The 14,822-nt window shown below is 32.6% G+C and carries 13 protein-coding genes; 9 read left to right on the top strand and 4 right to left on the bottom strand.

Annotation, left to right across the window (positions count from 1 at the left end; all coding sequences use genetic code 11):
- Positions 1 to 77 precede the first annotated feature (77 nt).
- From ACYSNV_RS06830 to ACYSNV_RS06820, 3 genes are all read left to right on the top strand, one after another.
- Positions 78 to 1,232 (top strand): serine hydrolase domain-containing protein, encoded by a 1,155-nt coding sequence (locus ACYSNV_RS06830; protein WP_461761820.1) that lies wholly within the window; start codon positions 78 to 80, stop codon positions 1,230 to 1,232.
- A gap of 456 nt (positions 1,233 to 1,688) precedes the next feature.
- Positions 1,689 to 2,138 (top strand): OsmC family protein, encoded by a 450-nt coding sequence (locus ACYSNV_RS06825; RefSeq protein ID WP_461761819.1) that lies wholly within the window; start codon positions 1,689 to 1,691, stop codon positions 2,136 to 2,138.
- A 53-nt stretch (positions 2,139 to 2,191) separates the two neighbouring features.
- Positions 2,192 to 3,892 carry a dipeptide ABC transporter ATP-binding protein gene (locus ACYSNV_RS06820; protein ID WP_461761818.1) on the top strand — a complete coding sequence of 567 codons (1,701 nt, stop codon included), beginning with the start codon at positions 2,192 to 2,194 and terminating at the stop codon, positions 3,890 to 3,892.
- On the opposite strand, the gene ACYSNV_RS06815 is transcribed toward ACYSNV_RS06820, so the two are convergent.
- The gene (locus tag ACYSNV_RS06815) at positions 3,889 to 5,229 is read right to left on the bottom strand and encodes a saccharopine dehydrogenase C-terminal domain-containing protein (RefSeq protein ID WP_461761817.1); all 1,341 of its coding nucleotides are present in this window, start codon (positions 5,227 to 5,229) and stop codon (positions 3,889 to 3,891) included. The two genes, ACYSNV_RS06820 and ACYSNV_RS06815, sit on opposite strands and share 4 nt — an antisense overlap.
- Before the next feature lie 116 nt (positions 5,230 to 5,345).
- Between ACYSNV_RS06815 and ACYSNV_RS06810 the strand changes: the two genes are divergently transcribed.
- A complete protein-coding gene (locus ACYSNV_RS06810) occupies positions 5,346 to 5,741 on the top strand; it encodes a DUF423 domain-containing protein (protein WP_461761816.1) in 396 nt (131 codons plus the stop codon).
- Positions 5,742 to 5,814: 73 nt separating this feature from the next.
- Positions 5,815 to 7,428: a phosphoenolpyruvate carboxykinase (ATP) gene (gene pckA / locus ACYSNV_RS06805; RefSeq protein WP_461761815.1), complete on the top strand. Its 1,614-nt coding sequence runs from the start codon at positions 5,815 to 5,817 to the stop codon at positions 7,426 to 7,428.
- A gap of 582 nt (positions 7,429 to 8,010) precedes the next feature.
- On the opposite strand, the gene ACYSNV_RS06800 is transcribed toward pckA, so the two are convergent.
- Complete coding sequence (locus tag ACYSNV_RS06800; protein WP_461761814.1) at positions 8,011 to 8,754, bottom strand: uroporphyrinogen-III synthase; 744 nt, start codon at positions 8,752 to 8,754, stop codon at positions 8,011 to 8,013.
- A 15-nt stretch (positions 8,755 to 8,769) separates the two neighbouring features.
- A complete protein-coding gene (locus ACYSNV_RS06795) occupies positions 8,770 to 9,441 on the bottom strand; it encodes a DUF4271 domain-containing protein (protein ID WP_461761813.1) in 672 nt (223 codons plus the stop codon).
- Positions 9,442 to 9,545: 104 nt separating this feature from the next.
- On the opposite strand from ACYSNV_RS06795, the gene ACYSNV_RS06790 reads away from it, so the two are divergent.
- Genes ACYSNV_RS06790 through ACYSNV_RS06780 form a run of 3 tightly spaced genes read left to right on the top strand, consistent with a single transcriptional unit; the run spans position 9,546 to position 12,085 of the window.
- Entirely contained in the window at positions 9,546 to 10,268 is a 723-nt protein-coding gene (locus ACYSNV_RS06790; protein WP_461761812.1) for a polyprenol monophosphomannose synthase, read from the top strand.
- A gap of 2 nt (positions 10,269 to 10,270) precedes the next feature.
- Positions 10,271 to 11,611, top strand: coding sequence for a dihydroorotase (locus ACYSNV_RS06785; RefSeq protein ID WP_461761811.1), 1,341 nt, complete (start codon positions 10,271 to 10,273; stop codon positions 11,609 to 11,611).
- A gap of 9 nt (positions 11,612 to 11,620) precedes the next feature.
- A complete protein-coding gene (locus ACYSNV_RS06780; RefSeq protein WP_461761810.1) occupies positions 11,621 to 12,085 on the top strand; it encodes a DUF4296 domain-containing protein in 465 nt (154 codons plus the stop codon).
- Between the two features lie 52 nt (positions 12,086 to 12,137).
- On the opposite strand, the gene ACYSNV_RS06775 is transcribed toward ACYSNV_RS06780, so the two are convergent.
- A complete protein-coding gene (locus ACYSNV_RS06775) occupies positions 12,138 to 13,157 on the bottom strand; it encodes an NAD-dependent epimerase/dehydratase family protein (protein WP_461761809.1) in 1,020 nt (339 codons plus the stop codon).
- Between the two features lie 188 nt (positions 13,158 to 13,345).
- Here ACYSNV_RS06775 and tyrS point away from each other — a divergent pair, with 188 nt between their 5' ends.
- Complete coding sequence (tyrS, locus tag ACYSNV_RS06770) at positions 13,346 to 14,638, top strand: tyrosine--tRNA ligase (RefSeq protein ID WP_461761808.1); 1,293 nt, start codon at positions 13,346 to 13,348, stop codon at positions 14,636 to 14,638.
- Positions 14,639 to 14,822: the final 184 nt, after the last annotated feature.

Raw genomic sequence — 14,822 nt, 5'->3', positions numbered from 1 at the left:
TATATAGCTCACAAAACAAAACAAGTATATAGTATTTGTTATAATTATACATTATGTTTATATAATATATTTCTGATATGAAGCTTTTTATTAAAATTATCGTAGGTATAATAGTTATTGGTTTGTTGGGATATTTTTTAAACTTATCCTATTTATGGACCGCTATAAATACAACGTTACTCAAGGGACATTCAACCGCATTTTTGCAGGATTATAAGTATTTGCCTTTTAAAGAAGTTGAAAATGATACCCTTACCCAACCTTGGCCCTATTCTAAGTACTACAATAAAGTAAAGCCTTCGGATAGGCTCAATAGGACGCATGGTGAATTGCAAAGTGTCGCTTTTTTGGTGATAAAACAAGATAGTATCTGGCACGAGGCTTATTATGATGATTATGAAAAAGGATCTTATTCAAATTCCTTTTCTATGGCTAAAAGTATTGTAACAGCCGCCCTTGGTAAGGCCTTGAATAACGGAGAAATAGAAAGTTTAGATCAAAAAGTGATTGATTTTCTTCCCGATTTACAAGGGGAATTTTCTTCCGAAGTTACGATTGGTGACTTAGCTTGGATGTCTTCGGGTTTAAAGTGGGACGAGCTTTATTATAGTCCATTTTCAGTAACTACTAGAGCATATTTTGATAAAGATTTACCAAAGGTTATGTTGCGTCAACCTATAGTTACGCAACCAGGACAAGAGTTTGTGTATAAAAGCGGAGATACTCAATTACTGGTTATGGTTTTGCAAAAAGCTACTAATCAAAGTCTTTCTGAATACGTAAGTAAATATTTTTGGAAGCCAATGGGTGCTGAGAATCCTGCTTTTTGGCAGGTAGATCATCATGGGGCGAATTCCATGGAAAAGGGTTTTTGTTGTTTTACAAGTAACGCTAGAGATTTTGCCCGTTTTGGTAAACTTTACAAGCAGTATGGAAAATGGAATAATCAAGTTATACTTGATAGTAGTTATGTTGCAGCATCTTTAACAAAGCATTTTGATTCAAGTCCAGAGTATGGAATCGGATGGTGGTTACTTGAATACAAAGGAATTAATTACTTTTATATGCGAGGGCATTTAGGTCAGTTTGTAATAGTTGACCCTGAAAATGATTTAATTATTGTACGCTTAGGACATAAGAAAGGTATCGAGACATCAGATAACCCTCATAGTCAAGATCTTTTTGTATATATCGATGAAGTAAATGATATGATATCAAGATGTGTTAAATAAATGTTAAATAATATTCATGAAGGATTTCTCAGTTAAAAAAATCATTAGTTTTGATGTATATCAAATAACAAAGATGCAGTTACATTCTATAAAAAATACCTGTAAATATTCAATTATGTCCCTTAAGAAGGGATACGGAGGTGTATTGTATATAGAATAGTTCAAAAATTAAATTATACATAATATATAAGATAGCCTCTGTTAGATTTAAACAGAGGCTTTTTTTGTTTAAGAATTAAAAAGATGAATTGTAGTTCAAGAAATATTTATTGTATGTCCAAACTAACTTTAGGTATGCTTATTAAGCACACCCAAAGTATTATGTGGTTGCCAATATCCGATTAAGTAAAGAATTACAAGTAAAATAAAGTGTAAGTATTTTCTAAGGTCCTTTTGGTAGCTATTTAACCAAAAGGACCTTTTTATTTTAAAAAAAAATTAAAAAATCAAAAAAAGATGGAAAACAAAGTAATTAAAGTGTTAGGTTTTTCGGCTAGAAAAAGACAGTTTGCGGTTAAAACAGAGAACTTTTCTTTTACAGTGGACGATGGATTAGAATTAGTTAGGGGTAAAAATAAGGAGTCTAAGGAGTTGTTATTAGCTAGTTTAGCTGGTAGTCTACATTCTATCGGATATTTAATAGGTAACACCTTAAACCTAGATTTGAAATCTATACAGATTGAGGTTAAAGCTCATTTAGATGAAAAGCAAGCAGATTCTGTACATTTAAAAAACTTTAAAAAAGTAGACGTTATTATAAAACCAACTTCACCAGCCTCCATTGTTATTTTAAAAGAATGGATAGACGCAGTTAAGGTGGCTTGTCCGGTATTTAGTGAATTTAAATCTACTACTCCTACAATAATCACATTAGTAAAAGAGTATGAACAGGTTAATTTAGCCTAGAAGTTGTATAAATTTGTAGGTAAAGGTTTATTTTTGTTTTGAATATTTTTAAAATGGATTCTACATTGTCAAAAAAGAAAGAGTTATTGGTTGTTAAAAATTTAGAGATTGCCCTTCGAAACTCGCCATGCGAGAAGTCGTTAGTTTCGGATGTTTCTTTTAATATTTTAGAGAATGAAATTTTGGCAGTTGTAGGAGAAAGTGGATCAGGAAAAAGCATTACGGCTTTATCTTTAATGGGACTTTTAGATAGGAGAAGTCTACAAGTTGTACAAGGTGATATTTCTTTTGAGGGGAATAACCTTTTAGAGTTAAGCCCTTCTGATTTAAGAAAAATTAGAGGTAGCCAAATTGCAATGGTTTTTCAAGAGCCCATGACTGCTTTAAATCCAACGATGCGATGTGGTGATCAAGTTTTCGAGATTATAGCCTTGCATAATAAGCAAATGAAGGTAAAAGATATAAAGGCTAGGGTTTTAGAATTATTTGAAAAAGTTAATTTACCAGATGTAAGCCAGGTATATACAAAATATCCTCATGAACTTTCAGGTGGTCAAAAACAACGGGTGGTTATCGCAATGGCTATAAGTTGCAATCCAAAATTACTTATCGCAGATGAGCCCACTACAGCCTTAGATGTTACTGTTCAGAGACAGATTATAGATTTGCTTTTGGAAATCCAGAAAAAAACTAAGATGAGTGTTTTGTTTATTTCCCACGATCTTTCTTTAGTTCAGAGTATTGCTGCTCGGGTTATGGTAATGTATAAAGGAAAGGTTGTAGAATTGGCTGATTCTCGTGAAGTGTTTGATCATTCAAAAAATGATTATACCAAAGCTTTAATGGCTGCTAAACCACCTCTTGATATTCGTTTAGAATTTTTACCTACCGTAGAAGACTTTTATTTAAATCGCGTAAAAACGAAAGTTGTTTCATTAGATCAACGAAAACAAGCACATTTGGATTTGTATAAGCAAAAACCTATTTTAAGAGTTGTTAATGTAACTAAGGATTATATAAAGAAAAGTTCACTTTTTAAACGCACTAGTTTTACAGCAGTTGACAAAGTTTCTTTTGATCTGTACCCTGGGGAAACCCTTGGTTTAGTAGGAGAGAGTGGATGTGGGAAAAGTACCCTAAGTAGTTTGATTTTACAACTATCTCCGGTGAGTTCCGGGGAAATCTTATACAAGGATGTAAACCTTGTTAGTTTAACACCTAAGCAGGTAAGGAGAGTTAGAAAGGATATCCAAATTATTTTTCAGGACCCTTATTCTAGTTTAAACCCTTTATTAACTGTAAAACAAACTATATTAGAACCCATTAAAATACATCAAAATGATTTATCCCTTGACAAGCAATTGGAATTGGTTAGTCAAATCTTAAGAGACGTTGGTCTTGATGATAGTGCGCTAGATAAATATCCACATGAATTCTCTGGGGGGCAAAGACAAAGAATTGGCATAGCAAGGAGTCTGGCTGTAAAACCAAAGATTATAATTTGTGATGAGTCTGTTTCTGCTTTGGATATATCGGTACAAGCACAAGTCCTGAATTTATTAAATCAACTAAAGCAAATCTATGGTTTTACCTATTTGTTTATTTCTCATGATTTGGCAGTGGTAAAGTATATGTCAGATAGGATTATGGTTATGGAAAAAGGAAAAATTGTTGAAATTCAAGAAGCTGATCTACTCTATGTTAATCCTGAGAAACAATACACAAAAACTCTAATTAATTCGATGATAGGTTAAATAGGCTTTGTTGTGATTTCAAACTTAATTTCATAGGATTCAAGTTCTTTTAAAATAGGTTTATAAATAGTTCTTGTAGTTGGTAAACAAACTCCTTTATCAGAAATTGAACCATTTAGAATTTTTAAAGTAGCAATGCCAACTGGTAATCCTACTGTTTTAGCCATCGCAGTAAGTGTTTTATCTTTACCTATAGCCTTCATAGTTGCTTGAATCATATAGTGGTGACCTTGGAATTGATAAATAATTTGGTGATGCATGATAACCATATCTTTGTCCTGGGGCATTAATTTCCATTTTTTCAGTAAAAGAGCTTCTAAGACCTGGGCAGGCGATCCTTGCTCTAGGTAAATAATTTGTTCATTTGTCCATAATTCCAATTCTTGAATTCTATCCCAAGTAATTTGATCTATATTATAACCAATAGTTTTTTCTACTTGTTGTTTAAGGCTACAAGATTTCGTTTGCTTAATATACCTTTTAAAAAAAGTAGCAAAACTAGTATTTGAGAGGTTGGATATCATATAAGAGTTGTCTGTTAGTCCTAGATCAATCAAAATACTCCAAGCTTTGCAAAACCCTGGTCGTCTAATGGTCGTTCTTTGTAGTGTTTTTACATGTGTTAGGCCATACACCTCCTGGTACTTCAAAGAATCTCTATTGGGGTAAACTTCAAAGCTTCCATGAATATTATCTAATGTGTAAGCATTTTTAAATAGGTTGTTATAAGGTTGATATTTGATCTGCCCGTTGTCTAAATAGCATGCTGGTTCTCCTTGACCAGCCAAAATAACATTTGTCGGATTCCATGTGAATTTATAGTCCCAAAGATTATTTTTTTTGGTTGAATTTAAAATACCCCCACAATGTGATTTATAGCTGTAAATTATGGCTTGTTCAGGTATGTGTTGTTCTAATAGATTCATGGTACTCATGTGGTCAATACCTGGATCCAAACCAACCTCATTTAAGAAAATTAAGTTTTTCTCTTTAACTTTTAAATCTAACTCTTTCATCCTAGTACTTGTGTAAGATGCGGTAACAAAGTTTTTACTGTAATCTAAACATTTTAATGCAATTTGATAATGGAGGTTAGCTGGTAATAAAGAAATAACAATATTACTTTTTTTTATCAATATGTCTAGTTTGTTTTGCTTGAAGTCGGATAAGTTGTAGAGGATTAAATTTTTATCATCTTTTAAAGATGACAAATATTCGGATATATGATAGTCTGCAACCCAAAGCTTAAAATTGTTTTTATTTGCATGTTCAAGTAAGTATTTCACCAAGTATGTACTAGATCTACCAGCGCCTATTAATAATATAATGTTTTGCATATAAGTGAGTTTACAGAGTTTTACTAATTTAGTGATTTATTGGATTTAATAAAACTTTATCTAAAAAAAGAACTTATAAAGTCATATAATAATTAGTATATTTGAAAGAAAAATTAATGGCAAGAAAAATAGTTGGCATTGCTGCATTAATTGGAGCAATAGCTGTGATACTGGGAGCATTTGGGGCACATGGCCTGAAGAAGATTGTTGCAGCCACTCAGGTAGAAAGTTTTGAGGTAGCGGTACGTTATCAGATGTATCACGCTCTATTTCTTTTATTTGTAGGGCTAACTAGCCTATATAGTGATAAGGTTAAAAAGACCATAACTGTTCTAACTTTGGTTGGAATTATATTTTTTAGTGGCTCAATTTATTTGTTAACATTTAAAGATTTGATTGACATTAAGTTATCTGTTATTGGTCCAATTACACCTATAGGAGGAGTTTTTCTTATTATAGCTTGGTTAGTTGCTGCTTATCAAGCATTTACATCTAATAAGGTTATTAAATAGGTATTTATCTATTTATATTTTAAATTTATTTCTAAGTTTGCATAAGAATTAATACACAACATAAATAATGAAAATGGATATTTCAGAATCAATTTCACTCGAAAAATATGGAATTAAAGATGTGGTAGAGATTATCTATAATCCATCTTACGATGTTTTATTTAAAGAAGAAACCAACCCTTCTCTTTCTGGTTATGACAAAGGAGTAGTTACAGAACTAGGAGCCGTAAATGTTATGACAGGGGAGTTTACAGGACGTTCTCCTAAGGATAAATACATTGTTAAAGACCAGATTACTGAAAATACTATTTGGTGGAATTCCGCAGAGTCTCCTAACGATAACAAGCCAATTGATAATAAGGCATGGGATGCGTTAAAAGAAAATACGGTGGATGAATTATCAGGCAAGAGACTTTTTGTAGTAGATGCTTTTTGCGGTGCTAATGAAAATACTCGTTTGAAAGTTCGTTTTATTATGGAAGTAGCGTGGCAAGCACACTTTGTTACTAACATGTTTATTCGTCCAACTAAAGAGGAGTTAGCTAACTTTGGCGAGCCTGATTTTGTTGTAATGAATGCATCAAAAAGTACGTTCAAGAATTACAAAGATTATGGTCTAAATTCAGAGGTTTACATCGCTTTTAACTTGACAGAAAAAATGCAAGTTATCGGTGGAACTTGGTACGGAGGTGAAATGAAAAAGGGTATGTTCGCTATGATGAACTACTATTTGCCTTTAAAAGGGATTGCAGCAATGCATTGTTCTGCTAACAAAGGAAAAGATGGCGATGTTGCTGTTTTCTTTGGATTGTCGGGAACAGGAAAAACTACTTTATCAACCGATCCTAAACGTGAGCTTATCGGAGATGATGAGCATGGATGGGATGACGAGGGAGTTTTTAATTTTGAGGGAGGTTGTTATGCTAAAACAATAAATCTGTCAAAAGAAAACGAACCTGATATTTACGGGGCTATTCGTCGAGATGCTCTTTTAGAAAACGTTACAGTTGATCAACAAGGGAAGATTGATTTTAATGATGGGTCAGTAACTCAAAACACTCGTGTGTCTTATCCTATTGATCATATTGATAATATTGTTAAGCCTGTTTCAAAAGCTGGACCTGCCTCAAAAGTTATATTTCTTACAGCCGATGCTTTTGGTGTGATGCCACCAGTTTCTAAATTGACTCCAGAGCAAACCAAATATTATTTCTTATCTGGATTTACAGCTAAATTAGCTGGTACTGAAAGAGGGGTTACAAAGCCAGAGCCTACTTTCTCTGCTTGTTTTGGTAAAGCTTTTTTATCCTTACATCCTACAAAATATGGGGAAGAGTTAGTTAAGAAAATGGAAGAGAATAACGCCACAGCTTACATGGTAAATACTGGTTGGAACGGTACAGGAAAGCGTATTTCTATCAAAGATACTCGCGCAATTATTGATAGAATTTTAGACGGTTCTATTGAGGAAGCAGAAACAAAAATTGTACCTATATATAATTTTGAAGTACCTGTAGATTTACAAGGAGTTAATAAGGATATTTTAGATCCTCGTAATACTTATCAAGATCAAGGACAATGGGAAGAGAAGGCGAAAGACTTAGCTGCTTTATTTATTGAAAACTTCAAGTTGTATTCTAATAATGAGGAGGGTAAAGCACTTGTTGAGGCTGGACCAAAATTGTAATTTACATTTTAGATAATTTAAAATCCTTTTTTGAGGAAAATAAAATTAGATATAAAAAACAGTAGTAGCTTTTAGTTTATTACTGTTTTTTTTTACATTTTATTTAGATATTCACTAGAAGTTGCGTTCTATGTAAGGAATATTTTACAAATCTTACTATTTAGAATAATTTTTAACTTATAGTGAATTCAGTAAATATGTTTTTTATACTTCAATTTATCAGATAGTTTACTGATATTTCATGTTATTTTGCCTTTAGGGGAATAACAATGTGGGTAAGTTTATGTTTTAGATTTTAGTGTGTGATATATTTTTATTGTGTCAATCAAAATACCCTTTATTTAGATGTTAAGCAGGGATTTGCTAATGAAACTACTTGCTTTTATTTGACTATCTCTAAGGTGTAGTAATTCTGAAAAATATAGACAAGGTGATAGAAGTTGTGAAGTTCTTGAAAATGGTCTAAGATTTGTCTTTAATTGGTGATTATTTTTTCTTGATACAGGTTCTAAGTAAAAATAATATTATAAGAACTATTTATTAAAAAAAAACCTCTTAAAATTAAGAGGTTTTTTTATTTATTTATTTATTCACTTTTTGAATATACTTCTCTAAAGCCATCGTCATAGATGGTGCTTGAGGTGCTGGCGCCATAATGTCAATGCGTAAATCATTATCTAAGGCCTCCTTTTGAGTGGTTGTGCCAAATACAGCGATTCGTGTTGAATCTTGCTTAAAATCAGGAAAATTTTTAAATAAAGATTTTATTCCTGTTGGGCTAAAAAATGCTAACACGTCATATTTTACATCAGCTAAATCTGACAAATCGCTCATTACAGTACGATAGAAAATCCCAGGAGTCCAATTTACTTTTAGGTCATTTAATGTAGCTGGTACATCATGATTCAATTGATCCGATGCAGGTAATAAAAACTTTTCATCCTTATATTTTTTAATTAAAGGAGCTAGCTCAACGAAATCCTTTTGCCCTACATAAATTTTTCTCTTTCTATAAACTACATACTTCTGTAAGTAATATGCAACAGCTTCGGATTGACAAAAATACTTTAGTGTTTCCGGAACTTTATATCGCATCTCCTCAGCAACTCGAAAGAAATGATCAACAGAGTTTTTACTGGTTAAAATAATAGCAGTAAAATTGTTTAAATCGATTTTTTGATGTCTTACCTCTTTGGCCTCAACACCCTCAACGTGTATAAAAGGTCTAAAGTCGATTTTTACTTTGTATTTTTGCTCTAACTCAAAGTAAGGGGAATTTTCCACTTTAGGTGCTGGTTGAGAAACCAAAATTGTTTTCACTTTCATAGTTATGTTTCTTATTTATGCTCGAAAATTTTTAAACCAAAAATACAGCAAAAAATAGGGAGCTATTTCAAGGGTGCAAAGATACAAAATAAAATAGAACAACTTGTTTAATATTGCTTTTTGGTGGTTTTTTATAAAAACGATATACAGTAATATATTTATGGCTACTAACGTAAAAATTAGTAAGTTTAGTACAATTAAGTTATTAATGTTATTGTAAAATAAGATTACATCAAGGCAAAGTAGGATTACTCCAAAATAGTTTCGATAGGTAGCTTTTTGCAGACTTAGCGCGTCGGCAAACTCTTCTATTTGGAAGGCATTGGCAATAATCTTGTCCAGTAAATATTTAGCTATAACAAAGGTTCCTAGAAAATTGAGGATTTGCAAAAAGGACATTAAGTCTAATCGCTCTATAAATCCATATCCTTTCAAACATATTTGAATAAAAAAGGTAATGGCTAAAAATTGTATTGCTAGAAATGATAAAGTAAAGCTATTTCTTACATTGGTATTGTCTTTGTAAATTTTCAGGTATTTATCAGAGAGTAATAATCTGGTGAATTCAGCGAATCGAACTCCAAATAGGTTTTTGTTAACAGCTACAATAGAGAATCCAATAAAGAAAAGCAAAGTGGCCCAATCTTTATTATAGGTAACGCGCTCTATTAAAATTAAATTCTCCATATAGTGGGCAAAATTACTAATTTTTTACTATCTATTGAGTTTGTGTACTATTTTAAGTTATAACTTTATCTAAAAAGGTTACTTTTGTAAACAAAAAAATTAAGATGAACCAAGGATTAGTCATTATTCCGACTTTTAATGAAATAGAGAATATCTTTTTAATTATTCAGGATGTTTTTAGTTTAAACCAAAGGTTTGATATTTTAATTGTTGATGACAATTCCCCAGATGGTACTGCTCAGGCTGTGATTGATTTACAAGTGAAGTATCCAGATCGTCTTTTTTTAGAACAGCGAAGTGAAAAACAAGGACTTGGCACAGCTTATGTGCATGGTTTTAAATGGGCACTAAGTAAAAACTACGAATTTATCTTTGAAATGGATGCTGATTTTTCACATAATCCTAAAGATCTTCCAAGATTACTACAGGCTGCTAAAGCCAATAATGGGATGGCCATAGGATCGAGATACATTACTGGGGTAAATGTTGTAAATTGGCCTTTAAGTAGGGTATTGCTTTCTTATGGAGCTTCGGTTTATGTACGAATGATTACAGGTATGAAGATACATGATACAACTGCGGGATTTGTATGTTATTCAAATCAGGTTTTAAAGGGGATAGATTTGGATCGGATTCGTTTTGTGGGGTATGCTTTTCAAATTGAGATGAAGTATCGAGTTTTTAGTGCAAAATACCCTATTACCGAGGTACCTATTATTTTTACGGACCGAACCAGAGGAGCCTCGAAGATGAGTGGAAGTATAATTAAAGAAGCAATATTTGGTGTTATAAATTTACGAATTCGAAAACTACTAAACAGATTATAGGGATGAGCAATTATTTGATTAAAAACGGAAAAATTGTCAATGAGGGTGAGATTTACCAGGGAGATATTTTAATTCAAGATGGTAAAATTTCACAAATTGGAAAAGATTTACCACAGCAAAAAGGTATCGAGTTAATAGATGCGCAGGGTTGTTATATAATCCCGGGAATGATAGATGATCAGGTGCATTTTCGTGAACCAGGTTTGACTCACAAAGGAGATATTGCATCGGAATCAAGAGCGGCTATCGCTGGTGGAATAACGTCTTTCATTGAGCAACCTAATACTGTGCCAAACGCTGTTACTCAGGAGCTTTTAGAGGATAAATATGCTATAGCAAGTAAAAGTAGCTATGCTAACTACTCTTTTATGATGGGCGGGACAAATGATAACTTACAAGAGGTCTTGAAAACAAATCCAAGAAATGTAGCAGGGATAAAATTGTTTTTAGGATCATCAACAGGGAATATGTTGGTTGATAATCAACAAGTATTAGAAAAGATATTTTCTAGTACCGATATGCTTATTGCCGTTCACGCTGAGGATGAGTCTACAATTAAAGCTAATTTAGAAAAACACATACAAAAATACGGTCAAGATATTCCTGTTGAATGTCATCCTGTAATTCGTAGTGCTCAGGCTTGTTATTTATCTTCATCAAAAGCGATCGAATTAGCAAAAAAGACAGGAGCAAGATTACATGTGTTTCATGTTTCCACTGCCAAAGAAACGGAATTGTTTGACAATACAATTCCTTTGAAAGATAAGAAGATTACTGCCGAGGTATGTGTTCATCATTTATGGTTTACAGATCAAGATTATAAGGAAAAAGGAAATTTTATAAAATGGAATCCTGCGGTTAAATCCCTAGAGGATAAAAATGCATTATGGAAAGCATTGTTAGATGGGAGAATAGATGTTATAGCTACCGATCATGCTCCACATACATTACAAGAAAAAAGTCAGCCTTATTTACAAGCTCCATCAGGAGGTCCCTTGGTACAACACGCTTTGGTTTCATTATTTCAAGCACATCAACAAGGCAAGTTAACCGTTGAGCAGATTGTTGAAAAAACAGCTCATAATCCTGCCATTATTTTTCAAATTGAAAAAAGAGGGTTTATCAGACTTGGATATCATGCAGATATTGTGATTGTCAATCCAAAGGCTAAATGGGTTGTAGATAAAAATAATATTTTATATAAATGTGGATGGTCTCCATTTGAAGGACAGGAATTTAATAGCGAAATAACCCATACTTTTGTTAATGGTAACCTAGTTTATAATAAAGGTAATTTTGAGGAAAAAAGATATGGACAGCGTTTGTTGTTTGACCGAAAATAGTAGAATGATATGAAAAAGATATTATACTGTATTATGGCTTCACTTGCTTTTTTGGCTTGTGAAAAGAAGCTCGATAAACCAAAGAATTTTATTGAGAAGGATAAATTGGAAGATATTCTTTATGATATATCCTTATTTTACTCCATTAAAGGACTCAATAGTTATGGTGGAGATAGTATTGAAAAGGTTGATATGCAGTCAATTTTAGCTAAACATGGTGTGGATAGCGCAACTTTTTCACAAAACAATAGATATTATATTGAGCTTCATAAGGGTGTATATCGAGAAATTCAAACTAAAGTTCTTGAACGTATTGATGCACAAAAATTAATTGTGGATTCTCTTTTTGAAAAAAGTATTAATATCCAGAGTCAATTAGATGCTGCACCAGTGTTGGACTCTATACAAAGTAATAGTAGTCACGATAATATAGAACAAGTACTTTATCAAAAGGAAGATATTAAAAACAACTAATACTGCTAATATTATAAAAGCCGCATAAGAATGATTATGCGGCTTTATTAATTTAAGAGGGTTTGTTTTTATTTTTTTTATAAAAATCGATTACTTTGGGTAAATAATTTTTGTAGTCTTGTAAGGTGGTAGGTAACAATTTGTTGATTTGCTGTGAGCTATAAAAATTCTTTGAGTTCGAGGCAATAGCCATATCTCTGGTAAAGCTACGGGGATTGCCAGAAAGTTTACTCACAATAGCATCTAAATTGTAAGCTAATTTGCATAACAAAGTACCAGCTATTTTGATTGGAACAGTTTTACAATCTAGTTGTCTGGCTAAATATTGCATTAATTCTTTGTAAGATACATTGTTAGAAACAATTACAAACCTTTTATTGGAAATGTCGCTTTGCATTAGATATATCATACTTTTAATTACATCATCAATAAAAACAATAGCTGCTATTCCGTTGGTATAGTATGTCATTCCTTTTTCCAATTGGGAAAAAATTTGATTAGTTGTACTGTTAAGATAAGCATCCGAAAAGATGATACCCGGATTTATGATAATTACTTTTAAGCCCTCTTGGGTAGCCCTCCAAACTTCCATCTCGCCTCCATATTTTGACATGGAGTAATGGCTATGATATATTTCAGGATTCCATTGGGTTTGTTCGTCTATGGCTATGTTTGTATCAATGTTTTCTCCTAAAGCAGCGATAGAACTGACATAACATAATTTTTCAATTTTATAATCGATGGCTAAGTTTACAATATTTGCTGTACCTTGAATATTAACCTTTCTTATTTTTCTTTTTTCTTTGGAATCAAAGGAAATATATGCTGCGCAATGGTACACATGAGTTATATCTTGGAATGCTTGCTCTAAGCTAGGAATATCTAACAGATCCGCTTGAACCCATTGAATTCTGTTGAAAAGAATGGCTTGATTTTTAGCTATGAACAGCTTTTTTGTTTTCTCTAGGTTTTGTTTTTCACGGTATATAGCTCTGATAGTTTGATTTTCCATGGTCAGGGCTAATATCAAATGAGATCCTACAAGTCCGGTTGCACCAGTAACTAATATCATAAAAAAATTTACAGTGTAGAAATTAAAATAAATAATTCGAAATAAAGAATGCTTTTATTTCTCAGCAAATAAACCGACCTACCAATGGTAAATCGTACTTTGAATAAATATAGTGTTTTTTCCAAAGTCAACACAAAAATATTTCAATTGCATGGGTTTTAGGCTATCTTTGCGTAAAATTTATTTAAATGAAAAATTTTATTGAAGAAGTGACTTGGAGAGGAATGCTCCACGATGTTATGCCAGGCACTGAAGAACATTTGTTGGAGCAGATGCGTATGGCGTATGTGGGGATAGACCCAACTGCGGATTCATTGCATATTGGACATTTAGTAAGTGTTATGCTGTTAAAGCATTTTCAACTAGCAGGACATAAACCGTATGCTTTAGTTGGAGGGGCAACTGGAATGGTTGGGGACCCTTCAGGTAAGTCTAATGAAAGAAATTTGTTAGACGAGTCAACACTACGTCATAATCAAGATGCTATTAAAGGACAATTAAGTCGTTTTTTAGATTTTAACTCAGGAGCGCAAAACGCAGCTGTGTTGGTGAACAATTATGACTGGATGAAAGAGTTCTCTTTTTTAGAGTTTATTCGTACAGTTGGAAAGCATATCACAGTTAACTATATGATGGCCAAAGATTCTGTGAAAAAGCGTCTAAATGGGGAATTCCAAGATGGAATGTCTTTTACAGAGTTTTGCTATCAGTTATTACAAGGATATGATTTTTTACATTTATATCAAAACAATCAGATTACCCTGCAAATGGGTGGGTCGGATCAGTGGGGTAATATTACCACTGGTACCGAATTAATTCGCAGAACAATAGGCCAGAAAGCTTACGCGTTGACTTGTCCTTTGATTACTAAGGCAGATGGAACGAAGTTTGGTAAGAGTGAAGGTGGTAATATTTGGCTATCGGCTGAATATACTTCTCCTTATAAGTTCTACCAATATTGGTTAAATGTATCAGATGAAGATGCGCAACGTTTTATTAAAATTTTCACTTTCATTTCACGTGATGAAATAGAGACTTTAATTCAGGAGCACAACCAGGCACCTCACCTACGCGTACTTCAAAAACGCTTAGCAAGTGAAGTAACTACTATGGTACATGGTCAAGAGCAATTACAAAATGCGATTCAAGCTTCTAATATCTTGTTTGGAAACTCAACAGCTGAAGATTTAAAACAACTGGATGCAAAAACTTTTTTAGAGGTTTTTGATGGAGTTCCACAAGCGCAAATTAGTAAAGATGATTTAGAACAAGGATTGGGGATAATAGACGCTCTAGCTGGTAAATCTGGATTTTTACCTTCAAATGCTGAGGCTAGACGTTCGCTTCAAGCTAACTCAATTTCAGTCAATAGAGAAAAGGTTAGCGAAGACTTTGTATTAACGCAAGGGGATTTAATTAATGATCAGTTTATTTTGTTGCAAAAAGGCAAGAAAAATTATTTTGTTTTAGATGTGAGATAATTTCAAAACAATTTTGAATATATGAAAAAGTCGCTTTATTTGATAAAGCGACTTTTTTTATAAATATACCATATTTATGGTATTGAGTTTTTTGTTTTATGTAGATACCTTTGTTTTATATAATCAAGGTTAAGAATTAGAGTTTGTTTTTTTGAAACTCACTAGTTTTTGATCGCAATGTCTT

This window comes from Myroides sp. LJL119 (assembly GCF_054871605.1).
Note: the sequence above shows the minus strand (reverse complement) of the source record. Positions and strands in the feature narration are given on the sequence as shown.